General features: G+C 63.9%; 17 protein-coding genes and 1 pseudogene. 9 read left to right on the top strand and 9 right to left on the bottom strand.

The features are described 5' to 3' along the window. The first annotated feature begins 73 nt into the window (after window positions 1-73). Window positions 74-1,174: a GGDEF domain-containing protein gene (locus tag NKI95_RS12760; RefSeq protein ID WP_352717125.1), complete on the top strand. Its 1,101-nt coding sequence runs from the start codon at window positions 74-76 to the stop codon at window positions 1,172-1,174. Here NKI95_RS12760 and NKI95_RS12755 read toward each other — a convergent pair. Then, a pseudogene (locus NKI95_RS12755) lies at window positions 1,164-2,196 on the bottom strand (2-dehydropantoate 2-reductase). The gene NKI95_RS12760 and the pseudogene NKI95_RS12755 sit on opposite strands and share 11 nt — an antisense overlap. Window positions 2,197-2,325: 129 nt before the next feature. Between NKI95_RS12755 and dapE the strand changes: the two are divergent. Both dapE and NKI95_RS12745 read left to right on the top strand, forming a co-directional pair. After that, window positions 2,326-3,525, top strand: a complete 1,200-nt coding sequence (gene dapE / locus NKI95_RS12750) for a succinyl-diaminopimelate desuccinylase (protein WP_352717124.1) — start codon at window positions 2,326-2,328, stop codon at window positions 3,523-3,525. Between the two features lie 2 nt (window positions 3,526-3,527). Beyond that, window positions 3,528-4,136 carry a transporter gene (locus NKI95_RS12745; protein ID WP_254815875.1) on the top strand — a complete coding sequence of 203 codons (609 nt, stop codon included), beginning with the start codon at window positions 3,528-3,530 and terminating at the stop codon, window positions 4,134-4,136. Here NKI95_RS12745 and truA read toward each other — a convergent pair. The 4 genes from truA to def are packed head-to-tail and all read right to left on the bottom strand — an operon-like array spanning window position 4,118 to window position 6,874. Continuing rightward, complete coding sequence (gene truA / locus NKI95_RS12740; RefSeq protein ID WP_352717123.1) at window positions 4,118-4,873, bottom strand: tRNA pseudouridine(38-40) synthase TruA; 756 nt, start codon at window positions 4,871-4,873, stop codon at window positions 4,118-4,120. The two genes, NKI95_RS12745 and truA, sit on opposite strands and share 19 nt — an antisense overlap. A gap of 18 nt (window positions 4,874-4,891) precedes the next feature. After that, window positions 4,892-5,401, bottom strand: coding sequence for a GNAT family N-acetyltransferase (locus tag NKI95_RS12735; RefSeq protein ID WP_352717121.1), 510 nt, complete (start codon window positions 5,399-5,401; stop codon window positions 4,892-4,894). Further along, window positions 5,398-6,327 (bottom strand): methionyl-tRNA formyltransferase, encoded by a 930-nt coding sequence (gene fmt, locus NKI95_RS12730; protein ID WP_352717356.1) that lies wholly within the window; start codon window positions 6,325-6,327, stop codon window positions 5,398-5,400. Before fmt ends, NKI95_RS12735 begins: the two co-directional genes overlap by 4 nt. Before the next feature lie 16 nt (window positions 6,328-6,343). Then, complete coding sequence (gene def, locus NKI95_RS12725; RefSeq protein ID WP_352455964.1) at window positions 6,344-6,874, bottom strand: peptide deformylase; 531 nt, start codon at window positions 6,872-6,874, stop codon at window positions 6,344-6,346. 103 nt (window positions 6,875-6,977) lie between these two features. Here def and NKI95_RS12720 point away from each other — a divergent pair, with 103 nt between their 5' ends. Continuing rightward, a complete protein-coding gene (locus tag NKI95_RS12720; protein ID WP_352717120.1) occupies window positions 6,978-8,240 on the top strand; it encodes a DNA recombination protein RmuC in 1,263 nt (420 codons plus the stop codon). 45 nt (window positions 8,241-8,285) lie between these two features. Here NKI95_RS12720 and NKI95_RS12715 read toward each other — a convergent pair whose 3' ends face one another. The 3 genes from NKI95_RS12715 to NKI95_RS12705 form a co-directional block, all read right to left on the bottom strand. Beyond that, on the bottom strand, window positions 8,286-8,690 hold the full coding sequence (locus NKI95_RS12715) for a GFA family protein (RefSeq protein WP_352717119.1): 405 nt from the start codon (window positions 8,688-8,690) through the stop codon (window positions 8,286-8,288). A 67-nt stretch (window positions 8,691-8,757) separates the two neighbouring features. Then, window positions 8,758-9,720 (bottom strand): cation diffusion facilitator family transporter, encoded by a 963-nt coding sequence (locus tag NKI95_RS12710; RefSeq protein WP_352717118.1) that lies wholly within the window; start codon window positions 9,718-9,720, stop codon window positions 8,758-8,760. 122 nt (window positions 9,721-9,842) lie between these two features. Further along, a complete protein-coding gene (locus NKI95_RS12705; RefSeq protein ID WP_352717117.1) occupies window positions 9,843-10,652 on the bottom strand; it encodes a transglutaminase-like domain-containing protein in 810 nt (269 codons plus the stop codon). 215 nt (window positions 10,653-10,867) lie between these two features. Here NKI95_RS12705 and NKI95_RS12700 point away from each other — a divergent pair, with 215 nt between their 5' ends. Beyond that, window positions 10,868-10,993, top strand: coding sequence for a hypothetical protein (locus tag NKI95_RS12700; protein ID WP_013528464.1), 126 nt, complete (start codon window positions 10,868-10,870; stop codon window positions 10,991-10,993). Window positions 10,994-11,145: 152 nt separating this feature from the next. After that, entirely contained in the window at window positions 11,146-11,460 is a 315-nt protein-coding gene (gene sugE, locus NKI95_RS12695) for a quaternary ammonium compound efflux SMR transporter SugE (RefSeq protein ID WP_352717116.1), read from the top strand. 82 nt (window positions 11,461-11,542) lie between these two features. On the opposite strand, the gene NKI95_RS12690 is transcribed toward sugE, so the two are convergent. Then, window positions 11,543-11,971 carry a DUF6481 family protein gene (locus NKI95_RS12690; protein WP_023718183.1) on the bottom strand — a complete coding sequence of 143 codons (429 nt, stop codon included), beginning with the start codon at window positions 11,969-11,971 and terminating at the stop codon, window positions 11,543-11,545. A 229-nt stretch (window positions 11,972-12,200) separates the two neighbouring features. Between NKI95_RS12690 and NKI95_RS12685 the strand changes: the two genes are divergently transcribed. The 3 genes from NKI95_RS12685 (at window position 12,201) to NKI95_RS12675 (ending at window position 15,701) form a co-directional block, all read left to right on the top strand. Continuing rightward, window positions 12,201-13,262 carry an LLM class flavin-dependent oxidoreductase gene (locus tag NKI95_RS12685; protein ID WP_352717115.1) on the top strand — a complete coding sequence of 354 codons (1,062 nt, stop codon included), beginning with the start codon at window positions 12,201-12,203 and terminating at the stop codon, window positions 13,260-13,262. Window positions 13,263-13,380: 118 nt separating this feature from the next. Next, window positions 13,381-14,541, top strand: a complete 1,161-nt coding sequence (locus tag NKI95_RS12680) for an AI-2E family transporter (RefSeq protein ID WP_352717114.1) — start codon at window positions 13,381-13,383, stop codon at window positions 14,539-14,541. Window positions 14,542-14,699: 158 nt separating this feature from the next. Continuing rightward, window positions 14,700-15,701: an LLM class flavin-dependent oxidoreductase gene (locus tag NKI95_RS12675; protein WP_352717112.1), complete on the top strand. Its 1,002-nt coding sequence runs from the start codon at window positions 14,700-14,702 to the stop codon at window positions 15,699-15,701. Window positions 15,702-15,826: the final 125 nt, after the last annotated feature.

Here is a 15,826-nt window from a genome sequence, read left to right as displayed (position 1 = left end):
ATCTCTGACCACCAAGGAGCCGCGCAAAACGTGGACCGCCGGCGCTCGCCTGTTTGCCTGGTTCTCTTCGCCGATGAGATTGGAACCGGAAGCCGTCCGCGCCCGGCTGCTCGACACCACTTTCGACCGCAAATTCGCAGTCCTGTTCGGCACCATCAGCGTTCTGGTGGTTGCGGTCAGCGCCGCACTTGCCACCAAGGTTTGGTGGCCCTACGCCTGGATCGCAGCCGACCTGATGCTTTTCGTCGTCCGCGTTCTGCTGATGCGGGAATGCGAGCGGGCCCGCAGGCGCGGCTCGAAAGGGCCGCTGGCAGGCCTGATGGCAGCCAGCGGCGTCTGGTCGGTCGTCTTCGGCCTCGGCTGCTATGGCTGTGTTGCCAGCGGGAATATGGCGCTGTCCGTACTGGCTGCCTTGAATGTCGCAGGTGTCGTTGGCGTGGTGTCGTCACGCAATGCGGCGACCCCGCGCTTCGCCATATTCGTCATGTTGGCCGTAAGCCTGCCTTACGTGGTCGGTGCATTGTTTTCTGCGGCGCCCGGAATGCCGATCGTCGGAATTCAGACGCCGTTCTATGTTGCCGGCGTCATCATCGTGCTGCTTCAGAACCACGCGATCAACGCCCGCATGATCCGCGCCGAGCTGGACAATCGCGACCTGGCGATCAAGGACGCGCTGACCGGCCTGCCAAACCGCATCTTCCTGCAGGAGAAGTTGCGCGACATGTGCCGCGACCTTGCGGCGCCGGCCGCCAATGGCGGCAAGCCGTTTGCAGTGCTCAGCATGGATCTCGACGGCTTCAAACAGGTCAACGACCGTTTTGGCCACGCCGTCGGCGACGTGCTGCTGCGCAAGGTGGCCGAACGATTGAAGCGCGGCTTCCGGCCGGGGGACGTGGTCTTCCGCATCGGCGGCGATGAATTCGTCATCCTTTTGCCCGCAACCTCGGAGATCGAGGCCACCTACCTGGCAAAGCGGGCCATCGAAAAGGTCTCGGTGCCTTTCGACCTCGGGGTCGGTTCCGCCATCCATGTCGGCTTGAGCGTCGGCAGCGCCTTCGCACCCGCCGACGGCGGCGATCCGGAAATCCTGCTCAGCTGTTCCGACCATGCGCTCTACGAAGCCAAGCGCACCGGCAAGGGCCGTTACTGGGCGCCTGTGCGGGCTACGATCTGACGGTCGCGACGACGACTTCCGGCGTCAGGCAGGGCGATCCGCGCCTCTCCTGCTCGGCCGCGCGCACCAGTGCCGTCACACGCTTCAGCAAAGGTGCCGGCGTGCCGGCCTTTTCGGCCAGGCGCAGGACCGCGCCTTGCAGTTCGCCGATCTCCGTCGGCCGGCGGCGCTGAAGGGTCATCCCACATCGACGAACGCGCGGCCGGGTCGATGGCAAGCATCCGCCGCGCCAAGAACTTGAACAGCCAGTCGGGCAGGCGAAGCACCTTTGGCAGCAGTGCGGGACGCAGGCCGGCGATGCGAGCGGGTTCGATGCCTGTCGCCGTCATTGCCGCCAACGCTTCGTCGATCTGGCCGGCCAGGATCAGCCGCCAGCGGCGATCGGCAAGCTCTGCCGTCAACGGCAGGCCGGAAAGCGCCACCAGCGCGTTGTTGAGGTTGAGTAGCAGCTTGCCCCATAGCACCGCTTCGATGTCACCATGCGTGGCGACGGCAAACCCCTCGACGTCAAGCAGTTCGTGAAGGCCTGTCGGACCCTGTTCGATCATCACCTTGCCGCCGCTGGCGCGGTGCAGGCGAAGCGGCAATTCGCCCTCCGGCGATTGGACCACGTTGAACGGCACCATGCCCGCGAGCACCGGCCGGGCGGTGAGATGGGCTCGCAATTTATCGGCGTTGTCGACGCCGTTCTGCAGACTGAGTATCACCGCATCCGGTCGGGCATGGGCGGCAATAAGCCCGGCCATGTCTTGCGTCGCGCCGCTCTTGACCGTTACCAGGATGACATCGGCACCGGGGAACGCCGCGGCCGGATCAGCCGTGACCGACAATGCCTCCGACTTGACGGAACGCTCGCGGCCATCACGGTCGGTGATGCGCAATCCACCTTTTTGCAGCGCCTGCTCGATGCGCGGTCGCGCCAGCAGAACCACCTTTCGCCCGGCAAGTATCAGGCAGCCGCCGGCGTAGCATCCGATACTGCCGGCGCCGGCGATTACGATCGTCTTGCCACGCGTGACCATGCGATGGCCCTGTCCTGGTCGAGAGGCCTTGCCGCAGTTATACGACATGAAAACCATAATGTCGGCGGCATGGCTGGCCCCTATGTCTGGCCGTGACAGGCCTTGCGCTTTCGACTATCGCTTTTGCCCATGACGCTGCCTACCGATCCGACCCGAAATCTGGCTGCTCTCATTCGCTGCGCTTCCGTGACGCCCGCCGAAGGCGGTGCGCTGAGCGCGCTGGAAGAAATGTTGAAGCCGCTCGGCTTTGCCGTCGAGCGCCCGGTGTTTTCCGAATCCGGCACACCTGACATAGAGAACCTTTACGCGCGGCGTTCCGGCAACGGCCCGCATCTGATGTTTGCCGGCCATACCGATGTGGTGCCGGTGGGCGATGAAACAGCCTGGACGCACCCGCCCTTTGCCGCCGACATCGCCAATGGCGAGATGTTCGGCCGCGGCGCCGTCGACATGAAGGGCGGCATTGCTTGTTTCGTCGCGGCGGTAGCGCGACATATTGCGCAGAAGGGCGGCCCGAAGGGGTCGGTCTCGCTGCTGATAACCGGCGATGAGGAAGGGCCGGCGATCAACGGCACGACGAAACTGCTCGAATGGGCGGCTGCCAAGGGCGAGAAATGGAATGCTGCGATCGTCGGCGAGCCGACCAATCCGGACGCGCTCGGCGATATGATCAAGATCGGCCGGCGCGGCTCGCTCTCGGGCACGGTCGTTGTCAACGGCCGCCAGGGCCACGCCGCCTACCCGCAGCTAGCCGACAATCCGGTGCGCGGCCTGGTGACGCTGGTCGACGCCTTGCTGCATCCCGTCTTCGACGACGGAACAAGGGATTTCCAGCCGACCAATCTTGAGGTGACCTCCATCGATGTCGGCAATCCTGCCACCAACGTCATCCCGGCGAAGGCAGCAGCTACCTTCAATATCCGCTTCAACGACACATGGACCGCCGAGACAATCCAGGCCGAGATCCACAATCGCCTCGACCGGGCGGCGAAACGCAAGAAATACCGCGCCGGCAAGAAGACGCCGGTCGATTACGACATCGCTTGGCGCGACGGGCCGAGCCATGTTTTCCTGACACGCGACGACAGGTTGATCGAGACGCTTGGCGGCTCGATCAAGGCGGTGACCGGCAGGAAGCCGGTGCTCTCCACCTCCGGCGGCACCTCCGATGCCCGCTTCATCAAGGATTATTGTCCGGTGGTCGAATTCGGCCTTGTCGGCAAGACCATGCACATGGTCGACGAACGCGTCGCGATTGCCGACCTCGAGACGCTGACGCAGATTTATCTGCGCTTCGTTGAAGACTGGTTTGCGCAGGACATATCCTAGTGATGCTTTCAGCGGATGAAACCTACGCTTCGCTTGCCGGCGCCTGGCGGCTGATGCTCGGCAAGGCCGACGGATTTCGCCTGCTCGACCTTTCGGCGGACGGTTTCTGGAACTCCTTTTTTGCCATCGTCGTCGCGGCGCCGGCACTGATCGTCGGCTGGGTCGGTATTGCCAACGAGATCGGCGATCCCAACGCATTCGTCGGCCGTTTCAGCATGTTGATCCGCCTGGCCACTGTCGATATCGGCGCCTGGGTGCTGCCGCTCATAGGCCTCGCCCTGGTGGCGCCGCGGGTCGGCGTCGGCGGCCGTTTCGTCCATTATGTCGTGGCCAGCAACTGGGCCTCGGCGATCATCGCCTGGATGATGCTGCCATCAGCGTTGATCCGGCTTTTCCTGACGTCGGCCAACGAAGTCTCCGGACTGGTGTCGCTGCTGCTGTTCGCGCTGTCGATGGTATTGACCTGGCGGATGACCAACGTCGCGATCGGCAGGGGTGCGGCTGTCGGCAGCGCTGTTTTTGCCGGTATGTTCGTGGCGTCGCTGATCGTCCTGTTCGGCCTGCAGGCGCTGCTCGGTATCAGCGTGCCGGATCAGCCAGGCGTAGGATAATCGACGCCGACGAGAAACAGCCCGTCGGGCGGCGCCACCTGACCGCAGGCCGCACGGTCGCGCGCCTCGAGCGCCGCCTTGAGGTCGGCAATGGTCCAGCCGCCTTCGCCGACACGTTTGAGCGAGCCGACCATCGAGCGCACCTGGTTGTGCAGGAATGACCGCGCCGAAGCGCGGACTTCGATGAAATCGCCCGCCCGGCTGACATCCAGCCGGTCGAGCGTGCGGACCGGGCTGGTGGCCTGGCACTGGGTCGAGCGAAAGGTGGTGAAATCATGCCGGCCAAGCAGCACCTTTGCCGCTTCGTGCATGGCACCGGCATCGAGCTGCTTCGGTACCCACCAGATCCTGCCCTTGTCGAGCGCCGCCGGCGCGCGGCGGTTGACGATGCGGTAGAGGTAATGGCGGCCGATCGCCGAGAAACGCGCATCGAAGCTATCCGGCACGACGGCGGCCTTCAGGATGGCGATGCGCACCTTGGCCGCTTGCAGATGCGCGTTGACGGCGTCGCGCACCTTGTCGCCGGGCCATGCCTTGATCAGATCGAAATGCGCCACCTGAGCGGTCGCATGGACGCCGGCATCGGTGCGGCCGGCGGCGCGCAGCGAAACCTGCTCACCACAGAACTTCTCGATCGCCTGCTCGATCGCCTGCTGCACCGAAGGCTGGTTGGCCTGGCGCTGCCAGCCGGCGAAGAGACTGCCGTCATATTCGATGTCGAGGCGAAAACGCGGCATTCCCGGATCGAGGCGAAATCAGGCGGCGAGGGCTGAGCCGAAGGCCGAGGCGTAGACCAGCCTGCCGGTCTCCGGCGCCTCGCCCCAGGCAAGCGCCTGCAAAGCCTCGCCTTGGTACTCGCTCTCGAATTTTACTGCACGGGCGCGGTTGTAGCCGAAGCGGCCATAATAGGCCGGATCGCCGAGCACCACGGCGAGCGTCTCGCCGGCAGCTTTCAGGCGGATATGAGCCTCGCGGACCAACGCACCGCCGATGCCGGTGCCGTGGAACGACGGCTCGACCGCCAGAGGCGCCAAAGCCACCGCCGGGAAGCTCTTGCCGCCATTCTGCACGAAGAGCCGTGAAAACAGGATATGGCCGACCACTTGCCCGTCTTCGTCCGCCACCAGTTCGACGACGGCATCACCGCCGGTGACCAGCGCGTCGACCAGTCCGGCCTCCGCCTGCTGGCCGAATGCGTGTTCTTCGACAAGGCGGATCGCCTCGCGGTCCCGCGGCGTCGCCGCGCGTATGGACATCATGCTCATGACAATTTCATTCCTTTTTCGAGCTTGGCCCCGCGCAGAAACTCCTGCGCGGCAATGGGCCTTCCGCCCGCACGTTGAACTTCGACCAGCCTGATCGCGCCTGACCCGCAGGCGACCGTCAGCCGATCGTCGAGAATTCCTCCCGGTTCGCCGGCGCCTTGCAAGAGCGTCGAGCGAAGCAGTTTCAGCCGCTCCATGCGGCCGCCGATTTCGGCCTCGCACCATGCACCGGGAAAGGGCGACAGGCCGCGAATCTGGTTGTGCACGTCGCCGGCAGGTCGCAGCCAGTCTATGCGAGTCTCCGATTTATCGATTTTCTTGGCGTAGGTCACCCCCACCTCGGCCTGTGTGGTAAATGTCAGTGTATTCCGTTCCAGCCGTTCGAGCGCCTGCACCATCAGAGCCGCACCCAACACCATCAGCCGGTCGTGCAGATCGCCGGCCGTCATGTCGGGTCCAACGGCGCATTTTTCAACCATTGCCACCGGCCCGGTGTCGAGGCCTTCCTCCATCCGCATCACCATCATGCCCGTCTCGGTATCGCCGGCCATGATGGCGCGCTGGATAGGGGCGGCGCCGCGCCAGCGCGGCAACAGCGATGCGTGGCCATTGAGGCAACCGAGCCGCGGCGCCCCGAGAATGGGTTTCGGCAGAAGCAGCCCGTAGGCGACTACCGCGGCGACGTCGGCACCCAACGCGCGGAACGCCTCCTGCTCCGCCTCGCCCTTCAGCGACACCGGCGTGCGAACCTCGACGCCCAACCGATCCGCCTCGCGCTGCACCGGCGACGGCGTCAGTTCGAGCCCGCGCCGGCCGCCGGCGCGCGGCGGCTGCGTGTAGACGGCTGCCAATTCATGCCCGGCCTCGGCAATCGCCCGCAGCGTCGACACGGAGAATTCAGGCGTACCCATGAAGATGACACGCAGGGGCATTCGTCGACCCCTATCCCACCATCTTGCCTGGCGCCTTGTCCCTGGCGAGCTTCTTGAACTTTTTGACCACCATGTCGCGCTTCAGCTTGGAGATGTAATCGATGAACAGCACGCCGTTGAGATGGTCGATTTCATGCTGCAGGCAGGTCGCCATCAGCCCCTCGGCTTCGATCTCCTGCAGCTTGCCGTCGCGATCGAGATATTTCACCCGCACCGCTGCCGGACGCTCGACCTCGGCGTAGTAGTCCGGGATCGACAGACAGCCTTCCTCATAGACCGAACGCTGGTCGGAGCTTTCGAGGATTTCGGGATTGATGAAGACGTGCGGTGCCGGCGTCTCGTCCTCCTTGGCGAGGTCGATGACCAGCATGCGCAAGGGTTCGCCGACCTGGATGGCAGCGAGGCCAATGCCGGGCGCGTCATACATGGTGTCCAGCATGTCGCCGGCCAGTTTGCGCAAGTCGCCGTCGACACGCTCGACCGGTTTTGAAACCTGGCGCAGGACGGGATCGGGGAGGATGATAAGCGGCTTGATCGACATGGCGTCTCACCTAAGACCTCGCAGGAAAAGCGTCAACCGGGGCGCCTTCGGGTCGTTCACGTTTTGATCTGTGCCGGTAGACCGAATCATCTATGCTGTCGGCATGAACGATCTGGCCACCATCCTGTCCGAACCTGTCGCCCGGCTCGGCGCCACCACGATCACGCTCGGCCATGCCCTGGGTTTCGGCGCAATGCTGTTCCTCGGACTGTTCGTGGCGCTCGTCGTTGCGCTCTGGCGATCGGCCAAGGCGCGTGCGGTGGCGGCCGCCGAAGCCGCCGACCACGCCCGCGACGCCGAGGTGCGGATGGCCGGCATCTTGGCAAGCCAGGCGGAAATGCAGGGCCGCATGGGCGCCATCGCAGAAGTGTTCGGGGCGCGCCAGGCGGAACTGACACAGTCGATCGGCCAGCGCCTCGATGCCATGACCGGCCGCCTAGGCCAGACCATGACCGAGCAGACGAGATCGACGCATGAGAGCCTCGCCAAGCTGCAGGAACGGCTGGCGATTATCGATATCGCGCAAGGCAACATCCAGTCGCTGGCCGGCCAGGTCGTGCAATTGCAGGCGATCCTTTCCAACAAGCAGACGCGCGGCGCCTTCGGCCAGTCGCGCATGGAAGCCATCGTCGCCGACGGATTGCCGCACGGCGCCTATGAATTCCAGGCGACCTTGTCGAATGGCAGCCGGCCCGACTGCCTGGTGAAGATGCCGAACGGCGCACCGTCGCTTGCCATCGATGCAAAGTTTCCGCTCGAGGCCTGGAATGCCATTCGGGCCGCCGAAGGCGCCGACCTGCAGAAGTCCGCCGCACAGGCTTTCCGCCGCGACATCGAGGTACATGTCCGGGATATTTCCGAAAAATACCTGATCCAGGGCGAGACGCAGGACACCGCCTTCATGTTCGTGCCCTCGGAATCGGTGTTCGCCGAAATCCATGAGAATTTCGAGGCCGTTGTCCAAAAGGCGCATCGATCGCGGATCGTCATCGTCTCGCCATCGCTTTTGATGCTGTCGATCCAGGTCATTCAGGCGATCCTCAAGGATGCCCGTATGCGCGAGCAGGCGCACCTGATCCAGGGCGAGGTTATCCGGCTGATGGAAGACGTCTCTCGGCTCGACGAGCGGGTGCGCAAATTGCAGACGCATTTCGGTCAATCGGCCAAGGATATCGACGACATTCTGGTCTCGACATCGAAGGTGACCAGGCGCGGACAAAAGATCGAGGCGCTGGAGTTTGGCGTGCAGCCGGCGGAGGACACCGCTGGTTCGAATGGCAGCGGAGCAAAAGCGGAAAGCAGCCCGCGCGTCGCCGATTCGAAAACCGGGCAGTTGAGGTTAAGGGTCGTCGAAGGCGACGATTGAGAGCTACGCCGGAACCGGAGGCGAGCGCTTCGCCCGGGTCCGGCGCTACTGTTCCTCGATGATGGTCGTGCCTTCGAATTCCGGCAGCCAATGCAGCGCCGAGCGATGCCAGATCTGCTTTCTCGGCACCAGTTGATCGCGCTGCCGCGCCGTGCCGACCCTGATGCCGTAAACCTTCGGTCCCTCGCCCGCCGACGTGGCGTAGAGATGCGAGCCGCACTCACCGCAAAATGCCTGGGCGCGCTTGGCGCCGCTCGAGCCGGTCTTGATGTAGATTTTCGGCGTGCCCTTGGTAATCCTGTAATTGTTCTCTGACGCCGGCACGGTGACGCGAAACGCCGTTCCGGTTAGCTTCTGACAATCGATGCAGTGACAAATGGTGGTCTTTTCCGGATCGACTTCGGCCTCGTAAGTGATGGCGCCGCAATGACACCCGCCGTCGATTTTCATCTTCGTTCCTCCTGGAGCTTTTGCCCGCAATCATAACCGGGACTGCCCGATGGCGCAGCCATTTTCCTCAGGCCGGTTCCCCTCCCCACGCCGCCAAGGCCTTGCTCCGGCGTTCCCAGGTGCCGGTGGTCTGCGGCTTGACGAAGAGCCGCGTCACCTCCGGCATCTCTGCCTTCAGCCGCGTCTCGAGGCGTTCGACGCAGGTCTCTATCTCGGGCGCCGACAAATGGTCCTCGAACTCGATGCTCAAAGCGGCGACGATCTCCTGCGGACCCATATGCAGCGTCAGTGCGCCATTCGCGCGTTGCACCGCCGGGTCCTGCTGGACGATGGCCAGCACCTTTGTTTGCACCTCGGGCGAGGCCGGCTCACCGAGCAGCAGGCTTTTGCTTTCGCGCGCCAGGAAGATCGCGGTCGCGCCCAGGATGAGCGCGATGCCGATCGACGCGGCGCCGTCGAGCTTCGGCATGTCCAGCCGTTCCGCCGCCAATATGCCGGCGAAGGCGACAACGAGGCCGAGAAGTGCCGCGCTGTCCTCGAAGAGTACGGTGTAGACACTCGGATCCTTGCTGAGCTGCACCGCCTCGAGCCAGCCGTGGCTGCCTTTTTGGTGGCGGAATTCCTTCAGCGCCACCAGCCAAGAGGTGCCTTCGAAGAGGAAGGAAAGGCCAAGGACAGCGTAGTTCACCTTGGCGTTGGCGATCGGCTCCGGCGCCATGATGTGCGTCACGCCTTCGTAGAACGATATGCCGGCGCCCAGTGCAAAGACGAGGAGCGCGACGATGAAGCTCCAGAAGTACAGCTCGCGGCCATGGCCGAGCGGATGCGTGCGGTCGGCCGGCCGGGCGGCACGGTGCATGCCGTAAAGCAGCAGGCTGCCATTGCCGGTATCGACGAGCGAGTGGACGCCTTCCGAGAGCATTGCCGAGCTGCCCGTGAACAAGGCAGCGGCAAATTTGGTCAGTGCGATCGCAAGATTTCCGGCGAGCGCCGCATAGATCACTTTTTTCGACCCGCCATGCGCCGCCATGGTGTGCTGCCTTGGTTGATGCACCGAGATTGGCGGAGCGCCCGCCCACGCTCCACAGTTCCCACAACGCCCGAAGTGTCGAGTTGTTCAAAAGGTCAGTTGTTCAAAAGGGCGGCGCGGGGCTATTCGACGACCTCGTCCGTCCAGACCTTGAAGCCAGCCAGCGCGCCCGGCCCAAAAATGTGGGTCAGCGGCACATCGGCGGCATCGCGTCCGGAGGCAATCAGGATACGGCCGATGCGCGGCGCGTTGTTGCGCGGGTCGAACGCGTGCCAGCGGCCGCCGACATAGACCTCCATCCAGGCGGCGAAATCCATGTCCGACCACGGCTTTGGCAGGCCGATATCACTGATATAGCCGGTGCAGTAGCGGGTCGGAATGTTCAGGGCGCGGCAGAAGGCAACAGCGAGGTGGGCAAAGTCGCGGCACACACCACTCTGCTCGCGATAGGCCTCGGCGGCGGTGCGCGTCGGGCGCGCATTGAAATAGTTGAAGACGATGTGGTTGTGGACGAAGTCGCAGACCGCCTGGACGCGCGGAATGCCGAGCGGGGTGCTGCCGAACAGCCGCCACGCTTCATTCGCCAGCACGTCGCTCTCGCAATAACGGCTGGGCAGCAGGAACAGCAGCGTCTCCGACGGCAGATCGCGCACCTCGTGCTGCCACGCCGTCAGCTCGCGCGTCTCGAAGGAGCCGGGGTCGCGGATGACCGCGTCCGTGCCGAACGCAAAGCGCCCGGCCGGCGCAACGAGACGGTTGCACCAATTGCCGAAACTGTCGCGGTAGCTTTCGATCGGCACCGGCGGGTTCGACGTCAGGAAGTCCGGCCGCTCAAGATCGGATGCGCGCGAATAATGGACATTTAGCATCGCGATCAGCGGTGTTTCCTGCGGGAAATCGAAGCTCATCTGGCAACCGATGTGGATCCGCATTGTCGTCCTGACCGGCCTGCCTGATCATCAGCCGGCGAATCGCAAGGGCTGATGCTGCAGGGCGAAGAAGACCATGGCACGGACCGCTGCGGTTTACGAGGGAATTAGAAACCGGTTGACAGCCATCGGCCAGGGCGACTGCACGGCAGCGGCCTCTTGCAGTCGAGCGTTTTCTCTTGTTTCACTTCGCCAGACATCAACTGGAGGAACGAATCATGGCTAAGGGTGCGATGAAGGCAGGCAAGGAAGCCCGCAAGCCGAAGAAGGACGCGAAGAAACCCGCTCCGGCGCCGGCCCTGAAGGCACCGCCGGTGAAGGCGATGAAGCTGAAGGACAAGTAGGGCCGCAGCTACCGTTTCGGCTGATTTCGACCGGCCGCAAACGCGGCCGGTATGATTGTTCATTAAGCGCACGCGCATCCCCTATGGATGGGGCGAAGACAGTTTTGCGCGTTCAAGAAATCGGCCGGAAGCCATCGAAACGGAGCGTTCCGATGTCGTGGATTTTCCTGTTCCTCGCCGGCCTGTTCGAGATCGGCTGGGCGATCGGCCTCAAGTACACCGACGGATTCTCGAAGCCGCTGCCGACCGTCCTGACGGTAGCCTCGATGATCGTCAGCCTGACCTTGCTCGGCCTGGCGCTGAAGGCGTTGCCGGTCGGCACCGCTTATGCGATGTGGACCGGCATCGGCACCGTCGGCACGGCGCTGTTGGGGATATGGCTGCTCGGGGAGCCGGCGACGGCGATCAGGCTGGCCTGCATCGCGCTAATCGTCTGCGGCATCATGGGACTGAAGCTCGCGGCTTAGCCGATTCTGACAGACGAACGCGCTCGGGGCCGCTGCAAGGCGGCCCTGATTCTTGAATTCGGCTGATCAGCGCCGGAAGGCGCTATCGGGCGGAGAAGCCGGGCGGCGTCCTGCCAGTGCGCTGCTTGCGCGCGGCATAGCGCGCATCACGCTTGGCCTTGCGTTCGGCCTCGTCGGCAAGAAAACGGGCGATGCGCTCGTTCTCTTCAGCTTCCCGGATCTTCGCTTCGGCCTGTGCGGCTTCTTCCGCGGCGATGCGTGCCGCTTCGGCAGCTGCCTCGCGCTCGGCCTTTTCTGCTGCTTCGCGCGCCAGCTTTTCCTGCTTCAGCCTGGCCTTTTCGGCCTCGCGTATCGCGCGGGCCTCGAGGATCGCCTTGCGCTCCGCCTGTCGTGCCAGCACCGCTGGATCATCTGCCGCCGGCTTTGCCTTAAAGCGCTCCAGAAGCGCCTTCTTTGCCTCGTTTGCGGCATTGCGCCGCTCGAAAACGTCTTTTTCCCTGTAGATAGCCAAGTCCACTTCCCTGGAGTCAATTTGCGAGGCTTACATACGCGTGAAAACCGAGAGTTCAAGCGCCAAAACGGTATGCCAGCCATGAAATTCTGATCTGTTGCAACCGGGAGACGCCATTTCGATTGAATTCGACTGAAAGCCACCCGCACTGTTCACCATCCAGGCCTCTGGCGGGGCGACGGACTGATCGCTACCTGTAGCGCCAAGACAAACGCTGGGATGACACACTATGGAACTCGGTCTCTACACCTTCGCCGACGTCAGCCCGGAACCGGGTCCCGGTGCGATCGGTGCGCATGAGCGGCTGCGCAACCTGATCGAGGAGATCGAGCTGGCCGACCAGGTCGGGCTGGACGTGTTTGGTCTCGGCGAGCACCACCGTCCCGACTATGCTGCCTCGGCTCCGGTGGTGGCGCTGGCGGCGGCTGCCGAACGGACCAAGCGCATAAGGCTGACCAGCGCCGTCACCGTGCTGTCCTCCGATGATCCGGTGCGCGTTTTCCAGCAGTTTGCCACCCTCGATCTTCTGTCCGGCGGCCGGGCCGAGATCATGGCCGGGCGCGGCTCGTTCATCGAATCCTTTCCGCTGTTCGGCTACAATCTCGAAGATTATGACGAGCTCTTCGCCGAGAAGCTCGACCTGCTGCTCGCCATCCGCGATCATGTCAAGGTGACCTGGTCGGGCAGTCTGCGCGCGCCGATCAACGATCGCGGCGTCTATCCCCGGCCCTTGCAGGACAAATTGCCGATCTGGATCGCGATCGGTGGAACACCGCAATCTGTCGCCCGCGCGGGCGTGCTCGGGCTGCCGCTGGCGCTGGCGATCATCGGTGGTGAGCCGGCGCGGTTCGCACCGCTGTTCGACATCTACAGGGATGCAGCCAGGCGGGCCGGCAACGATCCGGCGAGCCTTGCCACCAGCCTCAACGTGCACGGTTTCATCGCCGAGACCCCGGACCAGGCAGCCGACGATTTTTACGGGCCGCAGGCCGAGGCGATGAACCGCATCGGCCGCGAGCGTGGCTGGGGGCCGACGTCGCGGGCGCATTTCGACCAATCGCGCGGCCCGAACGGCGCGCTGTTCGTCGGCAATCCAGAACAGGTGGCCGAGAAGATCATTGCCCAGCACAGGATATTCGGCAACGACCGCTTCCTGCTGCAAATGGCGATCGGCGCCATGCCGCACGCCAAGGTGATGAAGGCCATCGAACTCTACGGCACCAAGGTGGCGCCGATCGTGCGCCGGGAAACGGCGAAGGCCGTTCCCGCCGTGGCGACGCCGGTTGCCTGATTCACCGGCAAGGCCGCGAGGCAGCCCTTCCGGTGACGCCGGCTAACGGAACCTTGAAGCCACAGAGGCGTTTTCGCCAACGGTCTGCACCAATCGCGGTGTACCGCCGAGGGTCAGAATGAAAGCCGAACCCGCCGCTTCGGGCGCAAGCGCTGCCGAAAGCCCGGATCCGCGCGCCGAGGCGCGGGCGGATGCGCATCTGATGCGTTCGCTGCTCGTCGGCATCTTCATCCTCATGGCGATCTACGCGCTTTACTTCGCCCGCGCCTTCTTCATGCCGGTCATTTTGGCTTTCCTGCTGGCGCTGACGCTGACGCCGATCGTTCGCTTCCTGCGCAAGCATGGCATGCCCGATGTCATTTCGGCGACACTGCTGGTGCTGCTTTCGTTTTGCCTCGTCGCCGTCGCGGGATATCTGCTCAGCGGCCCGGTCATCGACCTCATCAACAACACCTCGACGATCGGCCAGCAGCTTACCGAACGTCTGGCACAACTGCGCCGTCCGCTCGAAAGGATCGTGGAGATTTCACGCCAGATCGAGGGCCTGACACAGACATCCCAGGAGCCGGGCGTCCAGAGGGTGGCGATGGCGCCATCCGGTATTCTCTCGCAGGCCGCCGGCAATGTGCTGTCGGCCGGCGCCAGCGTTACCATCGTCTTCGTCCTGTCGCTGTTCCTGCTCGCCTCGGGCACGATGTTCTATGAAAAGATTGTCCAGTCCTTCCCCAGTCTCAGCGAAAAGAAGCGGGCGCTGCGCGTCGTCTACGACGTAGAACGTGAAATCTCGCATTATCTGCTTACTGTCACGGTCATCAACACATGTCTCGGCGTGGTCATCGGGCTCGGCCTGTGGGCGCTCGGCGTGCCCAACGCGCAGGTCTGGGGCGCGGCAGCGGCTCTGCTCAATTTCCTACCCTATATCGGGGCGCTGACCACCATCACGCTGGTCACGATCATCGCGCTGATAAGCTTCGACACGATTTCCTATGCGCTGCTGGCGCCGGCCTTCGTCCTTATGTGCGATGTCGTCGAAGGCCAGTTCGTGACGCCGACGGTGGTCGGCCGCCGTCTCGAGATCAACGCAGTGGCGATCCTCATCGCCATCGCCTTCTGGTCCTGGCTGTGGGGTTTCGTCGGCGCGTTGCTGGCGGTGCCGCTGCTGGTCGTCATCAAGGTGTTCTGCGATCATTTCGACGGTCTCAGCCATGTCGGCAATTTCCTGGCGGCGCAACACACGACGGTGCTCGAGGACGAAGAGATTCCCGAGGTGAAAAAGTAGCGACTTAAAGGGTCAAAAGCGTCCCCCGATTGGGGCAGATCACGACCTTGCATCGGCCGCACGTCCGTTGTGTGCCCCCAGTGCTCCATCAACATTTTGAATTTGCCGCCTCGGCAACGGCTTCCTACATCCCTTCGGCCCACAGGAAACCCGCGCCGATGACCGTTCTTTCCGTTCTCGACCTGTCGCCGATCGTCGAAGGCAGCAACGCTTCGCAGTCACTCGCCAATTCGCTCGATCTCGCCCGTCATGCCGAGCGGCTGGGTTACCGGCGCTATTGGCTGGCAGAGCACCACAACATGCCGGGCATCGCCAGCGCCGCCACCTCGGTGGTCATCGCCCATGTCGCCGGCGGCACCAAGACGATACGCGTCGGCGCCGGCGGCATCATGCTGCCCAACCATTCGCCGCTAGTCATCGCCGAGCAGTTCGGCACGCTCAACGCTCTGCATCCCGGCCGCATCGATCTCGGCCTCGGGCGGGCGCCCGGCACCGACATGGCCACGGCACGGGCGCTGCGCCGCAACCTCGAGGCTGGCGCCGACAATTTCCCGCAGGACGTCGTCGAGCTGATCGGTTACTTGCAGCCGGCCGAAGACGGCCAACGCATCCGCGCGGTGCCCGGCGAAGGCGAAAAAGTGCCGATCTGGATCCTGGGCTCCAGCCTCTACGGCGCGCAGCTTGCCGCCATGCTCGGCCTGCCCTACGCCTTCGCTTCGCATTTTGCGCCGGCCGAGCTCGACCATGCGCTGGAGATCTACCGCTCGCGTTTCCAGCCTTCGGAGCAGCTCGACAAGCCCTATGTGATGCTCGGCCTCAACGTCTTCGCCGCTCCTTCCGATGCCGAGGCGCGGCTGTTGTTCACCTCGCTGCAGCAGGCCTTCGTCAATCTGCGCACCGGCCGGCCCGGCCGATTGCCGCCGCCCGTCGAAGGATATGAGCGCGACCTCGATCCGATGGCCAAGACCATGCTCGGCCAAGCGCTTTCCTGCGCCGTCGTCGGCTCTCCCGAAACGGTCAGGCAAGGCATCGAGGCGTTTGTGCGCCGCACAGGGGCCGACGAACTGATGGTCACGGCGCAGATTTTCGACCATGCGGCGCGGGTGCGCTCGTTCGAGATTCTGGCCGACGCTCACAAATCGCTGTCGGAAGCGGCCTGAGAGTTGGTTCGCCACTTGGCACTGTTGCGGGCAGGCCGGCCTAGAGCGGTTCCCCCTTTGACGGAATCAAAGGGGATTCCAGATTTATCTGTTTTGTGATTCAAGATGCTGGCTGGAGTGGAGGC

This window comes from Mesorhizobium sp. M0306, assembly GCF_040321655.1.
Taxonomy (GTDB): domain Bacteria; phylum Pseudomonadota; class Alphaproteobacteria; order Rhizobiales; family Rhizobiaceae; genus Mesorhizobium.
Note: the sequence above shows the minus strand (reverse complement) of the source record. Positions and strands in the feature narration are given on the sequence as shown.

Coding starts and splice junctions, on each gene's coding strand:
- NKI95_RS12760 (WP_352717125.1), top strand. CDS start 74: ATGAGATTGGAACCGGAAGCCGTCCGCGCCCGGCTGCTCGACACCACT.
- dapE (WP_352717124.1), top strand. CDS start 2,326: ATGACGCTGCCTACCGATCCGACCCGAAATCTGGCTGCTCTCATTCGC.
- NKI95_RS12745 (WP_254815875.1), top strand. CDS start 3,528: ATGCTTTCAGCGGATGAAACCTACGCTTCGCTTGCCGGCGCCTGGCGG.
- truA (WP_352717123.1), bottom strand. CDS start 4,873: ATGCCGCGTTTTCGCCTCGACATCGAATATGACGGCAGTCTCTTCGCC.
- NKI95_RS12735 (WP_352717121.1), bottom strand. CDS start 5,401: ATGAGCATGATGTCCATACGCGCGGCGACGCCGCGGGACCGCGAGGCG.
- def (WP_352455964.1), bottom strand. CDS start 6,874: ATGTCGATCAAGCCGCTTATCATCCTCCCCGATCCCGTCCTGCGCCAG.
- NKI95_RS12720 (WP_352717120.1), top strand. CDS start 6,978: ATGAACGATCTGGCCACCATCCTGTCCGAACCTGTCGCCCGGCTCGGC.
- NKI95_RS12715 (WP_352717119.1), bottom strand. CDS start 8,690: ATGAAAATCGACGGCGGGTGTCATTGCGGCGCCATCACTTACGAGGCC.
- NKI95_RS12710 (WP_352717118.1), bottom strand. CDS start 9,720: ATGGCGGCGCATGGCGGGTCGAAAAAAGTGATCTATGCGGCGCTCGCC.
- NKI95_RS12705 (WP_352717117.1), bottom strand. CDS start 10,652: ATGCGGATCCACATCGGTTGCCAGATGAGCTTCGATTTCCCGCAGGAA.
- NKI95_RS12700 (WP_013528464.1), top strand. CDS start 10,868: ATGGCTAAGGGTGCGATGAAGGCAGGCAAGGAAGCCCGCAAGCCGAAG.
- sugE (WP_352717116.1), top strand. CDS start 11,146: ATGTCGTGGATTTTCCTGTTCCTCGCCGGCCTGTTCGAGATCGGCTGG.
- NKI95_RS12685 (WP_352717115.1), top strand. CDS start 12,201: ATGGAACTCGGTCTCTACACCTTCGCCGACGTCAGCCCGGAACCGGGT.
- NKI95_RS12680 (WP_352717114.1), top strand. CDS start 13,381: ATGAAAGCCGAACCCGCCGCTTCGGGCGCAAGCGCTGCCGAAAGCCCG.
- NKI95_RS12675 (WP_352717112.1), top strand. CDS start 14,700: ATGACCGTTCTTTCCGTTCTCGACCTGTCGCCGATCGTCGAAGGCAGC.